Source organism: Phytomonospora sp. NPDC050363 (assembly GCF_040655735.1).
GTDB lineage: Bacteria > Actinomycetota > Actinomycetes > Mycobacteriales > Micromonosporaceae > Phytomonospora.
Genome location: NZ_JBFAKK010000020.1, coordinates 26125 through 45193, shown reverse-complemented (window position 1 = coordinate 45193; position 19069 = coordinate 26125). Strand labels below are relative to the sequence as shown.

Annotated in this window: 16 protein-coding genes and 1 pseudogene; 8 read left to right on the top strand and 9 right to left on the bottom strand. The window is 72.2% G+C overall.

Annotated elements, in window-relative coordinates:
- Positions 1-6: 6 nt before the first annotated feature.
- From AB0I28_RS36255 to AB0I28_RS36240, 4 genes are all read right to left on the bottom strand, one after another.
- The gene (locus AB0I28_RS36255) at positions 7-1104 is read right to left on the bottom strand and encodes a serine hydrolase domain-containing protein (protein ID WP_357500415.1); all 1098 of its coding nucleotides are present in this window, start codon (positions 1102-1104) and stop codon (positions 7-9) included.
- Between the two features lie 107 nt (positions 1105-1211).
- Positions 1212-1946 carry a LamG-like jellyroll fold domain-containing protein gene (locus AB0I28_RS36250; protein ID WP_357500414.1) on the bottom strand — a complete coding sequence of 245 codons (735 nt, stop codon included), beginning with the start codon at positions 1944-1946 and terminating at the stop codon, positions 1212-1214.
- A gap of 72 nt (positions 1947-2018) precedes the next feature.
- Positions 2019-2645, bottom strand: coding sequence for a DUF4240 domain-containing protein (locus tag AB0I28_RS36245; protein WP_357500413.1), 627 nt, complete (start codon positions 2643-2645; stop codon positions 2019-2021).
- 13 nt (positions 2646-2658) lie between these two features.
- A complete protein-coding gene (locus AB0I28_RS36240) occupies positions 2659-3330 on the bottom strand; it encodes a helix-turn-helix domain-containing protein (protein ID WP_357500412.1) in 672 nt (223 codons plus the stop codon).
- Positions 3331-3416: 86 nt separating this feature from the next.
- Between AB0I28_RS36240 and AB0I28_RS36235 the strand changes: the two genes are divergently transcribed.
- Entirely contained in the window at positions 3417-3974 is a 558-nt protein-coding gene (locus AB0I28_RS36235) for an N-acetyltransferase (RefSeq protein WP_357500411.1), read from the top strand.
- Between the two features lie 54 nt (positions 3975-4028).
- On the opposite strand, the gene AB0I28_RS36230 is transcribed toward AB0I28_RS36235, so the two are convergent.
- From AB0I28_RS36230 to AB0I28_RS36220, 3 genes are all read right to left on the bottom strand, one after another.
- Complete coding sequence (locus tag AB0I28_RS36230; protein ID WP_357500409.1) at positions 4029-4781, bottom strand: maleylpyruvate isomerase family mycothiol-dependent enzyme; 753 nt, start codon at positions 4779-4781, stop codon at positions 4029-4031.
- A gap of 11 nt (positions 4782-4792) precedes the next feature.
- Complete coding sequence (locus tag AB0I28_RS36225; protein WP_357500408.1) at positions 4793-6001, bottom strand: serine hydrolase domain-containing protein; 1209 nt, start codon at positions 5999-6001, stop codon at positions 4793-4795.
- Positions 6002-6189: 188 nt separating this feature from the next.
- Positions 6190-9240, bottom strand: a complete 3051-nt coding sequence (locus tag AB0I28_RS36220; RefSeq protein WP_357500407.1) for a BTAD domain-containing putative transcriptional regulator — start codon at positions 9238-9240, stop codon at positions 6190-6192.
- 111 nt (positions 9241-9351) lie between these two features.
- Between AB0I28_RS36220 and AB0I28_RS36215 the strand changes: the two genes are divergently transcribed.
- From AB0I28_RS36215 to AB0I28_RS36205, 3 genes and pseudogenes are all read left to right on the top strand, one after another.
- On the top strand, positions 9352-10353 hold the full coding sequence (locus tag AB0I28_RS36215) for an NADP-dependent oxidoreductase (RefSeq protein WP_357500406.1): 1002 nt from the start codon (positions 9352-9354) through the stop codon (positions 10351-10353).
- 201 nt (positions 10354-10554) lie between these two features.
- Positions 10555-12483 (top strand): translation factor GTPase family protein, encoded by a 1929-nt coding sequence (locus AB0I28_RS36210; RefSeq protein ID WP_357500404.1) that lies wholly within the window; start codon positions 10555-10557, stop codon positions 12481-12483.
- Positions 12484-12507: 24 nt separating this feature from the next.
- A pseudogene (locus tag AB0I28_RS36205) lies at positions 12508-13011 on the top strand (VOC family protein); the annotation flags it as partial.
- Positions 13012-13098: 87 nt separating this feature from the next.
- Here AB0I28_RS36205 and AB0I28_RS36200 read toward each other — a convergent pair.
- A complete protein-coding gene (locus AB0I28_RS36200) occupies positions 13099-13443 on the bottom strand; it encodes a YciI family protein (protein ID WP_357500490.1) in 345 nt (114 codons plus the stop codon).
- A 149-nt stretch (positions 13444-13592) separates the two neighbouring features.
- Here AB0I28_RS36200 and AB0I28_RS36195 point away from each other — a divergent pair, with 149 nt between their 5' ends.
- Both AB0I28_RS36195 and AB0I28_RS36190 read left to right on the top strand, forming a co-directional pair.
- The gene (locus AB0I28_RS36195) at positions 13593-14531 is read left to right on the top strand and encodes a DMT family transporter (protein ID WP_357500401.1); all 939 of its coding nucleotides are present in this window, start codon (positions 13593-13595) and stop codon (positions 14529-14531) included.
- Positions 14525-16201 carry a HEAT repeat domain-containing protein gene (locus AB0I28_RS36190; RefSeq protein ID WP_357500399.1) on the top strand — a complete coding sequence of 559 codons (1677 nt, stop codon included), beginning with the start codon at positions 14525-14527 and terminating at the stop codon, positions 16199-16201. The genes AB0I28_RS36195 and AB0I28_RS36190 overlap by 7 nt, the downstream gene beginning before the upstream one ends.
- On the opposite strand, the gene AB0I28_RS36185 is transcribed toward AB0I28_RS36190, so the two are convergent.
- Positions 16190-16888 carry a hypothetical protein gene (locus AB0I28_RS36185; RefSeq protein ID WP_357500397.1) on the bottom strand — a complete coding sequence of 233 codons (699 nt, stop codon included), beginning with the start codon at positions 16886-16888 and terminating at the stop codon, positions 16190-16192. The genes AB0I28_RS36190 and AB0I28_RS36185 overlap by 12 nt on opposite strands.
- A gap of 178 nt (positions 16889-17066) precedes the next feature.
- On the opposite strand from AB0I28_RS36185, the gene AB0I28_RS36180 reads away from it, so the two are divergent.
- Positions 17067-18500, top strand: a complete 1434-nt coding sequence (locus AB0I28_RS36180; RefSeq protein ID WP_357500396.1) for an MFS transporter — start codon at positions 17067-17069, stop codon at positions 18498-18500.
- The gene (locus tag AB0I28_RS36175) at positions 18478-19062 is read left to right on the top strand and encodes a TetR family transcriptional regulator (RefSeq protein ID WP_357500395.1); all 585 of its coding nucleotides are present in this window, start codon (positions 18478-18480) and stop codon (positions 19060-19062) included. The genes AB0I28_RS36180 and AB0I28_RS36175 overlap by 23 nt, the downstream gene beginning before the upstream one ends.
- Positions 19063-19069 lie beyond the last annotated feature (7 nt).

The window sequence follows — 19069 nt, the reverse complement described above, 5'->3', positions numbered from 1 at the left end:
GCGCTCTCAAGCGCCCGACGCCGCGACGACGGCGTCGAGGCGCTCGGCGGCGGAGACGTCGCCGAAGGCGAACTTGTTGCGCATGAGCGCGAAAGTCAGGCCGGACTCGGTGTCGGCGTGGGCCACGGTCCCGCCGACACCGACGAAGCCGAAGCGGCCGGGCCGCTCCTCGGGCTTCTCGATCCCGTAACCGAGCGCCCAGGTGACGGGGTTGCCGAAGACCTCGTCGACACCGCTGTAGGCGACCGAGGTGACCTCGGCGAGCCGTTCGGGAGAGATCAGCCGGACGCCGTCGACCTCGCCGAGGAGCGCGGCGTACATGCGCGCGATCGCCCGGGCCGTCGTGGTCGCGCCCGCGGGAATGCCGGCGCGCAGGAAGTCGGCGCGGTTGTAGAGCCCGGCTCCGGGAAAGACCGCGGCGGGGGCCGTCTTGAACATGGGCAGATCCGGCGGCAGGGAGGCCAACATGTCGGCCGCGCGGGGCTGCTCCTCCAGCACCGCGAGCGCCGGCAGGCGGTCCGCGGGAACCTCGAAGTAGATCTCGTCGGCGACGCCGAGGGGCGCGGCGACCTCGTCGCGGAGGACCTGACCGATCGTGCGGCCGGTGGCGCGGCGGACGACCTCGCCGACGATCCAGCCGAAGGTGAGCGCGTGGTACCCGGTCCTGGTACCCGGCTCCCACCATGGTTCGGCCGCGGCGAGGGTGGCGCACATCCGCTCCCAGTCGACCATGGCCTCGGGCGTGGTGTCGGCGGGAACGCCGGGCACGCCGACGGTGTGGGTGAGGGCGTGCCGCAAGGTCGCGTCCCCCTTGCCGTGCGCGGCGAACTCCGGCCACAGTTCGGCGACGGGCCGGTCGTAAGAGAGCACGCCCCGCTCGGCGAGCACGTGGACGACCGTCGAGGCCACGCCCTTGCCGACGGAGGTGGCGAAGAACGGCGTCGCGGAGGTGACCGGGCGGCCGGTCGCGGTGTCGGCGACTCCGGCGACGGCGTCGACGACGAGTTCCCCAGCCCGGTAGGCGGCGACCTGGAGACCGGTCTCGGCGCCGGTGGCGACGAGTTCGTCGATGGTCTCCTGGACGAGCTTCTGCGTGTCGGTCATGATCGTGGGCCTCTCAGCGGTGGGGGTGCCGTGTCGCACCAACATGTTGAGGTCGGGGTCCCGGACCGATCCTCGACATCTTCCCGGAGTGGCGTGCGCCACTTCGCTCAGAAGTGGATGTCGACGATGACGCGGTCGATCTCGCCGTGCAGCTGGTCGTTGTCCGCCGTCCCCGTCACCCGGCCGCCGATGGTGGTCTCCGCCATGTTGGCGATGTTCATGCCGGCGTTGTTCGAGGACGTGACCGGTACGCCGCCGTCCACCGTGATCGTCAGGCTCGCTCCCCGGCGCTCGCAGTGCAGGTGAACCCAGCCTTGCCCGGCGATCGACGGGCCGGTGGCAATGGCCGCCACGCGACGGTCATCGCGGACGCCCGCGATGCGGCAGCTCGGCACTCCCTTGTCGACCTGGAGTTTCCACTGGCCCCCGGCCTCGCCGAAACGGCCCTTCTGGACCAGGTTGGAGCCCGAGCGGCCTTCGGTCGCGGTCATGTCGATCAGGGCGGAGACGTCGAAGTCACGGTCCCCGGGGTTGAGCAGGTCGCTGTGCGGAATGAAGAGGATCGCGGTGCCGTCACCCGGCGCCGGGAACCCGATCGCCGGACCGCCGGGGCCCGCCTCGCGTTCGGTGCGGCTGACCGAACCGCCGTCCTCGGTGCGGATACAGGCCTGCTGCAAGGTGACCGCGTCGGGAAAGCACCCTTCGCTCCAAGGCCCGCGGAGGTTCTGGCCGGCGGGGCGGGCGTCGAAGTTGAGCACGAGTTCGGCTCGGTCGGCCGCCTGTACGGGGGCTCCCAACACGACTCCGGCGATGATCGCGGCGAACGTGATCCACCGGCGCATGACCTGCACCTCCCGCCCATCAAGGATAATCGTCTCATTATTCCCTATAGACGGACGTCTCTGCCGATAAGGTCAGTCCTCCGGCCAGAAGTGCGCCGACAGGCGCGGCAGGCGCTCGCGCGTCTCGTCGGCGTCGTCGAAGTCCCACGACTCACCGCCGACCTCGCCGACCGGTTCGCGGACGGGCGGGCGGCGGGCGTCCATGAGCCGGTGGAAGGCGTCGCCGCCCTCACCGGTGGACGCCTCGAAGGCGAGCGCGGGCGCGTAGCCGACGTCCTCCCAGAACAGCACGGCGTCGTCCCCGCGAGCGCCGGCGGCGGCCACGAGCGGGTGTTCGGCGAGGCTGTCGGGCTCGGCGAGGGCGCGTTCGCTCCACTCGCGGCCGAGCGCGAGCACTCCGTTGCGGAAGTCCATGAACGCGTCGTCGGAGCAGCCGCCGCCGATCAGGTACCCCGCGCCCCACAGCGGCCATCGGTAGAGCCGCGCGCGGGCCCTGGCGTGCGCCTCGGCGTACTCGCAGATCCGCTCCGGGGTCAGCGCGGCGAGCACGGCGATGAGCGCGTCGCGGTAGGACTCGCCGACGATGTCGAGGACACCGTCGGGGGGCAGGGCGGCGATGTGCGCGGCGAGCGCGGAGTCGTCGAGGAGGCTGTCGGCGCGGGCGGCGTCGACGACCGCCCAGAACTCGTCGGGGGTCATGCCGCCGACGGTCTCACGCGGGTACGACGGACGGGGGCGCCGGCGGGATGGTGAAGAGTTCCGCGAAGCGGCCGAGCAGCCTCGGATCGCCGGTCAGTTCGACCATGCCGCCGTCGACGGCGGCTTCGGGGGTGACCGAGCCGGCCATGATGTCGCGCAGGACGGGGCCGGTGACGATCGTCAGGTCCGGTTCGGGCAGCGGGCCCTCGCCGGCGTCGAGTTCGCCCTCGGCGACGCTGGCGTGCACGGTGACCGGTCCGAGGTGGACCTGGAAGGACACCGGCGGGCCTTCGGCGGCCTCGGGCCGGAAGGTCGCGCGCAGGGCCACGATCATCGAGTCGGGTGTGACGATGTCCTCGGGGCCGGGCTGGAGCATGGATCGCGCGCCCCAGCGGCCGAGGATGAGCACGGCCGGTTCGAGGTCGGCGCCGTACTCGGTGAGCTGGTAAACGACCGCGCTGGCCGGGCGGGGCAGTACCCGGCGGGTGACGATCCCGTTGTGCTCCAGCTCTTTCAGTCGCGCCGAGAGGATGTTGGTGGGGATCCTCGGCAGGCCGCGGCGCAGGTCGGAGAAGCGGCGCGGGCCGACGAGCAGGTCGCGGACGATGAGCAGGGCCCAGCGCTCGCCGATGAGTTCGAGAGCGTGCGCGAGTCCACAGAACTGTCCGTATGCCCGCTTTGCCATGGCCAGATCTTAGCCACGTCACTGCGTTCGGGGCCGGGCGCGATATGCGCGTGCTCACCGCGCCCGAGGGGATCTACGCTCCGCATGTGACAACGGACATCGAGTATCGCGTCGAGCGCCCCTGTGACCGGGCGGCGGTTCTGCGCGTCCACGCGCGCGCCTTCGGCGACCACGGAAGGAAGGTCGGCGAGCTGCTGGAGGCACTGAGCGAGTCGCCCGCGGAGTTGCCGGAACTGTCCATTGTGGCTGCCCGAGGGCGCGAGGTGATCGGGCACGCGGCCGTCACGAAGTCCCTTTTGGACGCTCCGGAACGGCTCGTCGACGTCGCCGTGCTCAGCCCGCTCGGCGTGCTCCCCGAGGAGCAGGGGCGGGGCGTGGGCTCGGAACTGGTGCGGCGGGCGGTCGCCGCGACGGCGGAGGCGGGGTGGCCGCTGCTGTTCCTGGAAGGCGATCCCGGCTATTACTCGCGGCTGGGTTTCGAGGCCGCCGGCGGGCACGGGTTCCGCAGGCCCTCGCTGCGAATCCCCGAACCGGCCTTCCAGGTGGTGCGGCTGGCCGCCCACGAGCCGTGGATGACCGGAACGCTCGTCTACGCCGAGCCTTTCTGGCATCACGACTGCGTGGGCCTGCGGGACACGATCTAGGGCCTGTCCGGTGGGTCTCTGCGGTGCCGCCCACAAGACCCCACAGGACAAGCCCTAACCGATCGAGGCGTTGTCCAGCCAGAAGTCGAGCAGTTCGGCGTCCCCGAGGACTTCGAGCTTTCCGTCGTCGAGGGACTGGCGGCGGTAGAGCGCCAGCAGTATCTCGGTGAGCGGCCCGCGCAGGGCCACCTCGCCCTTGTCGTGCCCGCGCTTCCAGGTGAAACCCTTCTCGTTGAGCTCGACGAGCCATTCGGCCTCGGTGTCGGTGGCGTGCAGGTGGATCACACCCGAACCGCGCAGTTCTACGAGGCCGCCGATCCCGCGCACCGTCGCCAGCACGTCCAAGAGCTCATCGACGCCGTCGACGGCGATCTCGGTGTCGAGTTCGTAGGGCTCCCCGACGGTCTGAGCCGCGTCGGCGCGATGGATCACGACGTCCTGGAGGACGCGCCTGCTCCACCAGACGACGCTCTCCTCAAGACCGAAGTTCTCCACCGTCGCGTCGGCGGGACTCGTCTCGATCACGACCGTCAGCCGGGCGCAGACCTCGTGCACCCAGGCGATCAGCTCGGCCTCGGGCACGTCGTCGGGAGCGGTGAGCGGTTCACCGGCCTGCGCGCCGGTGGCGGCGAGGATCGCGTCGATCACGATGGACTGCATGCGCCCGACATGGCGGACCAGGTCGCCGTGCGTCCACTCCGGGCAGCTCGGCACTCTCCGGTCGAAGTCGGCGCTCTCGGCGAGTGCCAGGAACCCGGCGGTCTGCACCGGGATTTCTGCGCGGATGCGCTCGAAGGACAGTGTCATGTCGTCGGCTCCTAGTCATCGATGGCCTGGTAGGCGCAGGTCAGGAAGTCGCCTGCGACGCGCGGACCGGCGGGGCCGGTCCACGCCTTCTGAGTGAGCAGGACGGCGGTGAGGTCCTCGGCCGGGTCGTTGCGCCACACGGTCCCCAGTCCACCGTCCCAACCGTAGGCGCCCGGACCGGCCAGACCGGTGCGGCGGGTGGTGACGGAGACGCCGAAGCCCCAGTTCTCGGCGGCGAAGTCGTCGGGGAAGAAACCGCCGTGCGCCCGCTGGGCCTCGGTGAGGTGGCCCGTGGTCATGGCCGCCACCGACGGTCGCGACAGGATCCGGCCGCCGGGGTGGCGGCCGCCGTTGATGAGCATCCGCGCGAAGGCGAGGTAGTCGACGGCGGTGGAGACCAGTCCGCCCGCGCCCGACGGAAACGGCGGCGGGCTCGCCCACTGGCCGCCTTCGGCGGGGTCGTAGACGGCCGTCGCACCGTCCTCGTCGGCGGTGTAGGCGGTGGCGAGGCGGCCGATCTTCTCGGCGGGGACGCTGAAACCGGTGTCGCGCATGCCGAGCGGGGCGAAGACGCGTTCGGTGAGGAAGGCGTCGAAGGGCCGGCCCGAGGCGCGCGCGACGAGGACACCGAGCACGTCGGAGCCGGTGTTGTAGCTCCAGCGCTCGCCCGGCTGATACATCAGCGGGAGGCTGCCGAGGCGTCGCATCACCTCGTCGGGTCCGGGGACGCTCGCGGGCTGGGGCGGGCCGTCGGCGAAACCGAGGCGGGTCTTGGCGCGCTGGACGGGATTGGCGTCGTTGCCGCCCATGTGGACGCCGAACCCGTAGGTGAAGGTGAGCAGGTCCCGGATGGTGATGGGGCGGTGTGCCTGGACGGTCTCGTCGAGAGCGGCGTCGACGTGTGCCAGGACGCGGCGGTCGGCGAGTTCGGGGAGGTGTTCGTCGACCGGGTCGTCGAGGCGCAGGACGCACTCTTCGACGAGGATCATCACGGCGACGGCCGTGACGGGTTTGGTCAGCGAGGCGATGCGGAAGATCGTGTCACGGGCCGTCTGGGCGCCGCCGATGGTGGCCGCGCCATGTGCCTCGACGTGGGTCTCACCGTGCCGGGAGTAGACGGTGACCATCCCGGGCACCTCGCCGCCCGCCTCCTGGCAGTGGCCGCGCATGACGCGGCGGGCCCGTTCGAGGCGTTCGGGAGAGAATCCGGTCCTGGTCATGCGCCGCCCCATTTCGCGTAGATCCGACCGGCTCACGCTAACAAGCGGGTGTGACCATGACAAGGGTTTCTTGGTACATATGTTCGAAGGTTTTGCTTGCTCGGATGGAGTTTACTTGCTTATCGCAAGCTGCCGTGCGGGCCCAGACCGATCCGCTTTCCGAGCCCATCAGGGCAGACCTTCCAGGACTAGGACCCGTCCGACACCGTCTCGGGGGCGAGCGCGGTGGCGAACTCGGCGCTGAAACCCGCCTCGCCGAGCGCTTCCCGCACGCGCGCGCCGATCCGTTCGACGTCGCCGCGCTCGCCTGCGGGCAAGGGCGCGCCGACCGACTCGCGCAAGGTCGCGGCCGCGCCGAGGAGGCGTGCGGCGAGCGCGGGCTCACCGTCGGCGGCGTGCGCTCCGGCCATCCCCTCGAACGCGAGCGCCACCGCGCGGGGGTCGCCGATACGGCGTGCGGCGGCCAGGCCGTCGCGATGCAGTCGCAGGGCCTTGGCGTGGTCGCCGAGCTGTTCGGCGGCGAAGCCGAGTTCGGCCAGGACGAGGGCCAGCCCCGGTTCACCGTCGACGGTCCGCAGCCAGTCGACCCAGCGCGCCAGAAGGCGCTCGGCCTCGGCGTGGCGACCCTGGCGCCGGGCGGACAGGGCGAGGCCGACCTCGGCGAACTCCTCGGCGACGACGTGTCCCTGCGCGCGGGCCAGCTCGGCGGCTCTCGCGTGATGATCGTCGGCGGCGGCGTGATCGCCGCGCAGGAGCGCGATGCGGCCGAGGCCGGAGCGCTGGAAGGACGCCTCGATCCACAGGCCGAGCTCCTCGGCCGAGCGCAGTGCCTTGCCGTGCAGGCGTTCGGCGCGGTCGTAGTCGCCGCGGATCTCGGCGACCACGGCGAGGGTGCCGGTGGCGGTCGACAGCGTCCAGGGATCGGCGAACATCTCGAACCGCACCACCGCGGCGGCGTCGGCTTCGGCGGCGGCGAAGTCGCCGCGAACCCGGTGGACGCTCGCGCGCACGGCGCGAGCGGCGGCTGCGAGAGAGACCTCGTAGCCGGCGGTCTCAATGGCGGTGTCGGCCAGCGCCGCCGTGACGTCCAGATCGCCGAAGCCCCGGTTGGCGTGAGCGAGGAACCAGAACGCCCAGGGACGCTCCTTCTCCGGCACGGCCTCGGCGAGGGCGCGCAGGTCGGCGTCGCAGGACTCGCCGGCCAGGAGGGCGACACCGGTCCGCCACACTCGCAGTTTTGCGTCCTCGCCGAGGGCGAGGACGGCGTCGAGGGACCGTGCCGTCTCGGCGTAGCGGCCGTTGAGGATCTGCGGCCAGGCGAGCGCGTCGACGAGGGTTCGTGCGCGTTCGTCGGCTTCGGCGAGGGCGGTGCCGAGGGCGGCGCGGAGATTGGGGGCCTCGGTGTCGGCGAAGCGCAGATCGTCGACGAGGGACAGGTGGCGGGTCGCCTCGGCCAGGTAGTGGGCCAGGTGCCGCAGCGCGGTCTCTCGGGTCTCCCCCGCCTCTTCGAGGCGTTCGGCGGCGTAGGCGCGCACGGATTCGAGCAGGCGGTACCTGGGGCCGGCCGTCGTGTCGGTCATGGCGACGAGGGACCGGTCGACCAGGCGGGTCAGCTCGTCGAGGACATCACGGCCCGCGACGGTCCCGGCGGCCGCGAGGGTCCAGCCGCCGGCGTGGACCGACAACCGGCGCAGGGTCTCGCGCTCGGCGACGGTGGCCAGTTCCCAGCTCCAGTCGATCATCGCGCGCAGGGTCCGGTGCCGCCCGGGGGCGTCGCGGCCGCCGCCGGTGAGGAGCGTGAAGCGCTCGTCGAGGCGTTGGGCGAGGCCGTGCAGGCCGAGGGTGCGCACGCGGGTGGCGGCGAGTTCGAGGGCAAGCGGGATGCCGTCAAGACGGGCGCAGATGGCCGCGACCGCCCGGGCTGCGTCCACATCGGACGGTACGGTCGCGAGACTGCGGAAGAGTTCGGCGGCCGCCTCGGCGGGCAGTGGCGCCACGGGGTGGACGTTCTCTCCGCCGACGCTGAGAGGTTCCTGACCGGTGGCCAGGACTCGCAGGCCGGGCACCTCGCGCAGCAGCCGGGACACGACGCACGCGGCGGCGTCGACGACGTGCTCGCAGTTGTCCACGACGAGCAGCGTCGGCACCGCGCGCAGAGCGACGGCCGGGTCGGCGGCGGCCTCGTCGCGCAGGCCCAGAGTCGTGGCCAGGACGTCGATCAGGGTTTCGGCACCCGCCCCGGCGGCGAGTCCGGCGAGGTCGAGGAACCAGACGGGCCGGTCGTCGAAGGAACGCGCGGCCTCGACTGCCAGGCGCGTCTTGCCGACACCGCCGGGGCCGGTGAGCGTCACCAGGCGACCGGCGCCGAGTGCGGCGACGACGGCCGGCACGTCGGCGTCGCGGCCGATGATCTCGCCGACCGGCGCGGGAAGGTTCGTGCGCGGCGGCGCGATGGCCGCCGGAGGAGGGCCTAGGGAAGGGTCCTGGCGCAAGATCGCGTGGTGGAGCGCGACCAGGTCCGGGCTGGGATCGAGCCCCGTCTCCTCGGCGAGGCGGTCGCGGAACTGCGCGAAGCTGTCGAGGGCTTCGGCCTGGCGGCCGAGACCGTAGAGGGCGCGCATGTGGACCGAGCGTGCCAGCGGGCGGTGCGGGCTGTGGCCGTGAAGTGCCGGGAAGTTTCCCGACATGAGGCCGCGGACCCCGTCGAGGGCACGGGCGTGGTCGCCGATCTCCAACAGGGCCGCGCCGCGCTCCTCGATGGCGGCGATGAGGTCCGCGAAGTACTCCGCCCTCGCGACGCGCAGCACGGGATTGTCGTCGTCGATGTCGTCGGGCGAACCGCAGGCGGCCAGGGCCTCGCCCAGCAGCGCCGCACGCTCGGCCGCGTCCTTCGTCGCCCGCGCCTCTCGCAGCAGCAGCCGGAAGCGCCCGACGTCGACGGCATCGGCGGGCACGTCGAGGAGGTACCCGGGAGCGCGGTGCACGACGAGCTTGCGGGCACCGGGCTCGGCCTTGTCGAAGACCCCGCGCAGTTGGGAAACCTTGTGCTGGAGGGCGTTGGCGGGGTTCGCGGGCAGTTCGCCGTCCCACAGGTCGCGGATGAGCCGGTCGGCGGAGACCACCTTGCCCGGCACGGTCAACAGCACCGCCAGCAGCGCGCGGACCTTCGCCTCGGGGATCTCGACGCGGACGCCGTCCTCGGTCCGCACGTCGACCGCGCCCAGCACCCCGAATCTCACCGGGCAACCCTAGCCGCCGTCGGTGACCGGCAGCCGGGCGACAGGAAACCGACAGCGAAGCCCGGCAATGTAGTGCCCGTCAGCGAGAAACCCCTGTTGAGAGGCACGACGATGAACATCCGCTCCCGCGAGATCCACCTGGCCGCCCGCCCCGAAGGCGAGCCCGCCGGCACCGACTTCCGCCTGGCGACCGTCGATGTCCCCGAACTCGGCGAAGGCCAGATCCTGGTCCGCAACACCTGGATCTCGGTCGACCCCTACATGCGGGGCCGCATGGACGACGTGCCCTCCTACATCCCGCCGTTCGCGCTGGACGAGGCGATGGAGGGCAGCGCGTACGGCGAGGTCGTCGACTCCCGAGCCGACATCGCGGTCGGCGCGCACGTGGTCCACTTCCTCGGCTGGCGCGAGTACGCGGTGGTCGACGCGGCCGCCGCGACGGTCGTCGACCCGGCCCTGGCGACTCCGCAGCAGTGGCTAGGGGTGCTCGGCACGACCGGGCTGACCGCCTACGCCGCCCTGACCCGGACCGCGCCGGTACGGGACGGCGACGTGGTCTTCGTGTCGGCGGCGGCCGGAGCCGTCGGCAGCGTCGCCGGGCAACTGGCCCGCAAGCTGGGCGCGGCCACGGTGATCGGCTCGGCAGGAGGTCCGCTGAAGACCGAGCGCGTGCTGGAGGACTTCGGCTTCGACGCCGCCATCGACTACAAGCAGGGGAACCTGCCCCGACAGCTCGCGGCGGCCGCTCCCGAGGGGATCGACGTCTACGTCGACCACGTCGGCGGCGACCACCTGGAGGCCGCGATCGGCGCCCTGCGCCACGGCGGGCGCATCGCCCTGGTCGGCGCGATCAGCGGATACAACTCCCCCGACGCGGTGCCCGGCCCGCGCAACACCTTCCGGCTGGCCGCCAAGGAGGCCACCATGCGCGGAATGCTGGTCAACTCCCACTTCGACCTCTTCGGCGAGTACATCGGCAAGGCCGTCGGCTGGCTCGCCGACGGGAGCCTGCGCACCGAGGAGACCGTCGTCGACGGGCTGGAGAACGCGCCGGAGGCCTTCCTCGGCGTCCTGCGGGGGGCCAACACCGGCAAGATGCTCGTCCGGGTCTGACCGGCAGGGAGTGGGGCGGCCTGCGGGCCGCCCCACCTGCGTGAACGGTGTGCAGGTAAACCGCTTGCGCTTACCGGCGCGCTGTCCTAGCGTCGGCGGCACTGGTCCTTGGAAGGCGACGACGGGAGACGGCGATGCGGCGACAGATGACTGGCACCCACGCATCCCAGTCCATCGTCGTACCGAGGACCACAACGCCATATGAAGCAGCTCAACATCGGGATCGTCGCGCACGTAGACGCCGGTAAGACCAGCCTCACCGAGAGGCTGCTGCACACGACGGGGGTCATCGACCACGTCGGCAGCGTCGACGACGGCGACACCCAGACCGACTCGCTCGCGCTCGAACGGCGCCGGGGCATCACCATCCAGTCCGCCGTGGTGTCCTTCCGGATCGCCGACCTCAAGGTCAACCTCATCGACACGCCCGGCCACTCCGACTTCATCGCGGAGGTGGCGCGGGCGATGCACGCCCTCGACGGGGCCGTCCTCGTCGTCTCGGCCGTCGAAGGCGTCCAGGCCCAGACCAGGGTGCTCATGCGCACCCTGAAACGGCTGGGGATCCCGACGCTCGTGTTCGTCAACAAGATCGACCGGCGCGGAGCTCGCTACGGCGACCTCCTCGACGAGCTGCGGGGCAAGCTCGGCGTCGAACTCGTCGCACTGTCCACCGTGGACGGCGCCGGTACCCGCGAGGCGCGTGCGCTCCCCCGGTCCTTCGCCGAACCCGAGCTGTTCGCCGAGCTCGCCGACGCCCTGTCCGGCAGCGACGAGACGCTGCTGTCGGCCTACGTCGAGTCCCGGCCGACGCGGCCCGGCGCACGTCGGGCGGCCCTGGCACGGAGTTCACGGCGGGCGCTGGTGCACCCGGTGTTCTTCGGGTCGGCGGTCACCGGCGAGGGCGTCGACGCGCTCATCGACGGGATCCGCCGCTACCTGCCCTACCGGCAGCCGAACGGGACGCGGGCGCGCGGCTCGGTGTTCAAAATCGAACGCGGTCCGGTCGGGGAGAAGATCTCCTACGTGCGGCTGCGCGAAGGCGCCCTGCGGGCCCCGGCCAGGCTGAGCCTGTACCGCGCCGACACCGACGGGCACGTGAGCGTCCACGAGGCAAAGGTCACGGCCGTGCACGTGTTCACCGACGGTGCCGCCACCCGGCCCGGCGAGGTCGAGGCCGGCGGGATAGCCAAGGTGTGGGGGTTGCGCGACGCGCTGATCGGCGACGCGATCGGCTCGCCCGAGGAGCTTCCGCCGCGCGGCCTGTTCGCACCGCCGACACTGGAGACGGTGGTGGCGCCGGCCGTGCCGCACGAGCGCGCGAAGCTCTTCGCGGCCCTGCGCGACCTCGCCGAGCGCGACCCCTTCATCAACGTCCGGGGCGACACCGACATCACCGTGAGCCTCTACGGCGAGGTGCAGAAGGAGGTCATCGCCTCGATGCTCGCCGAGCGCTTCGGGCTGGAGGTCGCCTTCGCCGAGACGCGGACCGTCCACGTCGAGCGGCCCGTGCGGACCGGTGCGGCCCACCGCGACCTCGGCGCCTCGGAGACGCCCTCGATCCATCTGGCGCTGCGGATCGAGCCCGGCCCGCCGGGAAGCGGCGTCGACTACCAGATCACCGCCCAGCGCGGCAACTTCCTGCTCGGGTATCTCACGGCCGTCGAGGAGACCGTCCGGCAGACGCTTCGCGAAGGCCACTTCGGCTGGCGGGTCACCGACTGCGTGGTGACGCTGACCGACGGCGGCTACGTCACCGGGAAGACCGCCGGGCAGTTTCGCGCGATGGCCGAGCTGCTCACGCGGGAGGCCCTGCGGCGCGCGGGAACCCATGTGTGCGCGCCGGTGCACCGCTTCGAGCTGGAGACGCCCGAGGCCTCGGCACCGGGAATCCTGATCGCCCTGACCGACGCCGGCGCCGAACTGCGCGCCCAGGAGACCCGCGAGGGCGTGTGCCACCTCGCCGGGACGATCGCGGCCGGGGCGGTCCACGGGTTCGAGCGCCGCCTGCCCGGCCTCAGCCAGGGCGAGGCGGTGTTCACCTCGACGCTGGACGGGTACCGCCGCGTGTGGGGCGAGCCGCCCCGGCGCGAAGGGGTGCTCCGGTCGGACGAGCCGGCCGGGTTGGGGTGAGGGCTGCGCCCGCCCCTCCCATGCATGGGAGGGGCGGGCGGCCTGTTCGGCCGAGCAGGCGTGAGCCCCGGAGTGAGCACGACGGGTTCCGGCAAGCCGCCTCCCCGCCGCCGCGGTCCTGGTACGCAGCAAGAACGACACCTGAAACGTCGCGAGGGGGCGCACACCATGTCCGCGAAGATCTTCGTCAACCTGCCCGTCACCGACCTCGACCGCTCCGTCGAGTTCTTCACCAGGACCGGCTTCACCTTCAACGCCCAGTTCACCGACGAGAACGCCACCTGCATGGTCATCAGCGACCACATCTTCGCGATGCTGCTCGTCGAGCCCTACTTCCAGACCTTCACGCCCAAGGCCGTCGCCGACGCCACCGCGACCACCGAGGTGATCGTCGCGCTCGGCCTCGACACCCGCGAGGAGGTCGACCGCCTCACCGACGCCGCCCTCGCCGCCGGCGGCGAGGAGACGCGGCCGGCCGACGACCGGGGCGTGATGTACGGACGGGCCTTCGCCGACGTCGACGGCCACCAGTGGGAAGTGGTGTGGATGGACCCCGCCGCACAGGACTTAGGTCGCAAGGGCCGCGTCGGCGACGCGGCCCTTGCGCGTCGGCCGTCAGCCCTCGGAGCCGCCGTGGAACACGACCTCGCTGACCTGGATCCCGAGGCCCTCGACTCCGGCGTCGGGGATCATGGCGGCCAGCTCGTACGCGCGCTCGCGGCTGTCGACCTCGACGAGGTAGTAGCCGCCCAGGAACTCCTTCGACTCCACGTAAGGCCCGTCGGTGACAACCTTCACGCCGTCGCGGACCCGTACGACCGCCGCCGTCGACGGGTCGGCCAGCGCCGTCGTGCTGATCATCTCGCCGGACGCGCGGATCGTGTCGATGAACGCGCCGTGGCCGTTCTGCACCGACTCGCGCTGCGCCACCGTGAGCCCTTCCCACACGGCCGGGTTCATGTGCATGATCAACAGGTACTTCATCGTCTCGCTCCTCGTGTTCGCGGCCCCACTCGCGGAAGCCTCTCACCGACTGGTCGGCGCCGCCTCGCGGTCCTCGACATTCCGTCGCCGAGAATGTTGCGCGACCCTCCGCAGAAAGGCCGCGCATGAACCGCAGCACCCGCACCGCCACCCTGTCGTGGGCGGCCCTCGCCGTCTGCTCCGGCTTCATGATCGTGACGCAGGTGCGCGTCAACGGGCAGCTCGGCGCCGCCATCGGCGACGGTTACGCCGCCGCCGTGTGGTCCTTCGGGTCCGGCCTGGTGCTGCTGGCCGCGCTGCTGCCCTTCTCCGCGAAAGCACGGGCGAGCGCCGCCATGGTCGTCCGGGCGGTCCGCGCGGGTTCGCTGCGGCCGTGGCAGGCCCTCGGGGGTTTCGGTGGTGCGTTCCTGGTGCTGTCGCAGTCGGTGGCCGCCTCGGTGACCGGGGTGGCGCTGTTCACGATCGCGGTCGTCGCGGGACAGGTCGCCGGGGGGATGTCCTTCGACGCGGTGGGGCTCTCGCCGTCAGGTCGGCGGCCGGTGACCACCGCGCGCGCGGCGGGTGCGGTGCTGGTGCTCGCGGCGGCCGCGGTCTCGCTGGCAGGGCGGGCCGACACGGGTTTCCCCGTGTGGCTGCTGGTGCTTCCGCTGGTCTCGGGCGTTTGCGTGAGCTGGCAACAGGGGGTCAACGGGCACGTGCGGGCGGCCTCGTCGGGGTATGCGGCGACCTTGTTCAACTTCGTGACCGGGACGGCCGTTCTCCTGGTGGCCCTCGCGGTGCACGCCGCCGGCGCCGGGTTGCCCTCGCACTGGCCGGGAAACCCGCTGCTCTACACCGGTGGCGTGGTGGGGATCGGGTTCATCGCGATCGCGGTACTGGCGGTACGGCACCTCGGGGTGCTCGTGCTGGGGTTGTGCACGATCAGCGGGCAGCTCGGCGGGGCGATCGTCCTCGACCTGGCGCTCGGTCCGGCGGTGACGGCCGCGACGGTGGCGGGCGCGGGCATCGCGCTCGCGGGAGTCGCGGTGGCCTCACGCGGGCGATTAGGGTCGGGGCCATGCTGAACGGGCTCGACGACATCGACTGGCGATCGCTCGAACACAACTACGGCAGTGCGGAGAACATCCCCGGACTGCTGCGGACGGCCGCGCGGGACGAGGTCGCCTTCGACTCCAACGACGGGCTCTACAACCAGCTCCACCACCAGGGCGGCTGGGTGTGCTCCGCGGCGACCGCGGCGCTGCCGTTCCTGCTCGACCTCATCGAGTCGCCGATCGCGGCCGACCGGACCGAACACGTCGAGCTGATCGCCCGGCTGGCGTGCACGGCGGCCGAGGCGACCCCGGAGTGGGTCGACGCCGGCTGGCCCGAGGCATGGGCGACGGTATTCCCGCGCGTGCGGCGGCTGATCGACGACCCCGACGAGAACGTGCGCCGCGAGGTCACATCGGCGCTGGGCGCGTCGCGACACCAGCCGGCGGAGGCCGTCGCGGCCCTGCGGACGCGTTTCGGTCGCGAGCCGGTGGCGATCGTGCGCGCCGACATCCTCAAGGCGCTGGAAGACCTCGGCGACCGCGACGGGATCCGGGTCCTGGGTGACCACGCCGACCCATCGGTCGCGATCGACGCGATGCTCAGGGCGCACGCCCTTGACGGGACCACCGTCGACGCGGCGGAACTCGGCGCGGTGCTGACCGCGCTGCGGGAGACGACCGACTGGGACGTGTTCCGGCCGGTCCACGGCGGCGACTCGAAGGCGCTCACCTCGACCGACTACGTCGCCGTCGTCACCATGCTCGCCGGGCATGCCGAGGCCGAGCGGCGCCTGGCGGCCGTGCGACTCGCCACGCGGGTCCTCGCCGAAGGACGTGACTGTGAGGAGCGGTTGGTCCCGCCGATCGCCGCGCTTCTCGACGACCCGGAGACTCGCTTCCACGCGCTGCAACTGCTCGCGGCGCTCGCCGCGCCCTATCCCGACCGCTTCGCGGCGATGCTCGACGACGACACCCTTCACGGCCGGTATGTGGTGGCGACGGTGGGCGACGCGGCCTTGTGGGCGCTGGTCCGCACGGGTGACGCCCGCTGTGTTCCGGTGCTGCGCGAGCTTGTGGCCGACGGCGACCGCCACAGCCGGTCCTACAGCCCCGCCACGCACATATCGTGGCTGCCCTCGATCGGGGAGATGCTCGAACAGGTCGGCGCCGAACACGTGCCCACGCTCCTGCCGGCCGTGCGGGCGAGGCTTGCCGACGGCGGTCGCGACGCCCGCTTCGACTACCTCGCCACGCTCAAGAGCTGGGGCGTCCTGGCCGCCGAGGCCGGGCCCGAGGTCAAGGCGCTGCTGGAGACCGAGACGGGGACGGTCGCCCGTCAGGCGCTCGACGCGATCGCGCCCTCGGAGGTCTCGGCACCCGAGACGGCCGACCTGACCGACGAGGATCCGTGGACCAGGACGCGCGCGGCGGTCCGCTTGTGGCGGTCCACCGGCGAGAGCGCCGAGGCCACGCGGGTGTTGCGCGGCGTGGTGGCGGAGGTCCTGGACGACGGCCGGTATGGGCTGACGGTCGGGCGGGAGGCGCTGAGCCGGCTCGCGGAGATGGGCGCGGGCGAGGCCGCGCCCGAGGCTCGCCGGGTTCTCGGCGAGGAGCGCAGGCTCAGCGACGGCGGTGGGTGGCGGCGCTTCGTCGACGATGACGCGTGGCGCCGCGCGGCGGTGCGGATCCTAGAGGCCTGAGACGAGCCAGTCGCGCCAGCTCGCCGTGCCGACCGGTGCGGCGGGGTTCTCCAGCGTCCAGAGCAGGTAGCCGGCGCGGGCGGCGACGACTACGTCCTCGGTCTCCTCGGCCTCGGCCAGATCGTCGCGCAGGGCCGGTGAGTCGACGAGTCTGGCCAGTTGCGGGTAGCGGTGGTCCTCGCGGCGCTGGAGCCGGAAGGCGGCGTCCATGACGGCCTCGGCGATCATGGCGCGGCAGTTGTCGGGAACGCCCTGGCGCTCGAAGCGGCGCAGGACGCGTTTCTTGAGGCCCCATGGGGGCGTCGCGGGAGCCTCGCCTTCCCAGGTGTCGGGGTAGCGGTTCTCAAGGGTCAGGAAGATGGCGGCGTAGGGGGCGAGGAACTCGTGGTCGTCCTCCTCGACGGAGTCGGCGAACTTCGCCGCCAGACCGTTGAGGGTGCCTTCGGTGGCCTCGGTGAGGGCCCGCTCGACCTGGTCGCAGCGGGCGACGAGGTGGGCGGGAACGTCCCCGCCGTCGTCGCGTAGGGACCAGATGGTCCGCCACACGTCGCCGTAGGCGTCGGCGGCGATGAGATAGGCGTTGTTGGCCAGGTCGTTGCGGGCCAAGGCGACACCTCGCTGGCGCGGATCGTCCGAAACTAGGTCGAACATCCACGTGGTGTCGATGCGGGGGAGTTTCGTGGACATGCGCGCAGCCTGCCATATCGGACCCGCACGGGGGCGACACGTTTTCGCCCGGTGAGACGCTGAGCTGCGCTCGGGGGTGGAAAGGAGTCCGGCGGGTCACACATTCGGGGGGCATCACGGCCGCAGAAAAGTGGAAGCTACTCTCAAATAAGAGTTACTGCCACTTTTGGAGTGAGCCATGTCCGTCCCCCCGTCCCGGCGCTGGTGGGCGCTGAGCGCCCTCATGCTCTGCGCGCTCGTCGTCGACCTCGACACCACTGTCCTCAACGTCTCCATGCCCACCCTCGCCCGCGAACTCGGCGCCGACACCGGCCGTCTCCAGTGGGTCCTCAACGCCTACACGATCGTCATGGCCGCCCTGTTCATCCCCGCCGGAGCGCTCGCCGACCGCCTCGGCCGCAAGAAGGTGCTCCTGTGGGCCCTCGGCCTCTTCGCCGCCGGATCCGTCCTGGGCGCCTACGCCCCCGACACCGGCGTGCTCATCGCCGCCCGCACGCTCATGGGAGCCGGGGCCGCGGCCATCCTGCCGCTGACCATGTCGATCCTCCCGACGGTGTTCCCGCGCGGGCAGTTGTCGAAGGCGATGGCCTTCGCGTCGGTGGCCGGCATGGTGGGTTTCCCGCTCGGACCGGTCCTCGGCGGCTTCCTGCTCGACCACTTCTGGTGGGGCGCCGTGCTGCTGGTCAACATCCCCGTCGTCGCCTTCGCTCTCATCGCGTGCGCGGTGACGCTGCCGGAGTCGGGCGACCGCGAGCGGCCGGGTTTCCCGCCCGTGGCCACCGCCGTCGCCATGCTCGGCCTCGGCGCGTTCATGTACGGCGTGATCGCCATCCCGACGCACGGCCGGCTCAGCCCGCACGTCATCGCGCCCGTCGTGGCCGGGATCGCGCTCGTCGCGCTCTTCGTGCGCGGGCAGGTGCGCGCCGCCAGGCCCATGGTCGACTTCGGGTTGTTCGCCGACCGCAACTTCCTGTGGGGGACCGCAGCCGCCGTCTACGTCTCCCTCGCTCTGGCCGGGCTGCTGTTCGTGTTCCCGCAGTACCTGCGACTCGTGCGCGGCCTCGACGGCGTCGAGACGGGCACGGCCATGCTCCCCTTCGCCCTCGGCATGCTGGCCGGCGGGCAACTCGGGTCCGTCCTGCTGCGCCGGACCGGTTTTCGCCCGGCCGTCTCGATCGGCATGGGCCTGCTCGCGGCGGGCCTGGCGCTCGGCGCCCTCACCACCGCCGCCAGTCCGCTCGTCTTCATCGCCGCGTGGACGGCGCTGGCCGGCGCGGGCGTCGGCGGGGCCATGGTCCCGGCGATGACCGCCATCCTGCTCACCCTCCCCGACGCCAGCGCCGGCGTCGGCTCGGGCCTCAACCAGACCCTGCGCGGGGTCGGCAGCGCCCTAGGGGTGGCGGTCCTCGGCGGGCTGGTGGCGACCGTCGCCGGCTCCCGCCTGGAGACCGCCGCGACGGGCGACCTCGTCACCGGCATGGCGGTGGTCCTCGCGGTGTGCGCGGTCGGGTCGGTGGTCACGGGGATCCTGACCGCCGCTTTCCTGCCCGGCCGCCGCGACGAGCCGGGCGAGACGACAGAATCGACGCATGACCTCGCCCGGACTGCGTGAGAAGAAGAAGGCCCGGACGCGGCGGACCATTCGCGAGAACGCCTTGCGACTGTTCGCCGCGCAAGGCTTCGACCCCACCACGGTCGACCAGATCGCCGACGCCGCCGGGGTCTCCCCCTCGACCTTCTTCCGCTACTTCGCCACCAAGGAGCACCTCGTCGTCGACGACGCCTCCGACCCGTGGATGGTCGAGGCCGCCGAACGCCTCCCCGAGGGGGTCGCGCCGATCACCGGGATCCGCACCGCGATCCTGGCGGTGATGGCCGAGGTCGACGAACCCCGCGACGACATGCTCCTCGCGACGCGCCTGGCCTTCACCGAACCCGCCCTGCGCGCCCAGCGCATGAACCACGTCTTCGCCACCCAGGAGGCCGTCGCCGGCGTCCTCACCGCACGCCTCGGCCGCGACCCGGGCGACCTGGAGGTGGCCACCTTCGCCGCGGCGGCCGTCGGGGCGTGGGGCAGCGCGCTGTGGGCCTGGGCGCGCGAGGAGGGGCGCCGCCCGCTGGCGGACTACGTGGACCGGGCGATGGGATTCCTGGAGGCGGGGCTGGAGTTGTGACAGGCCC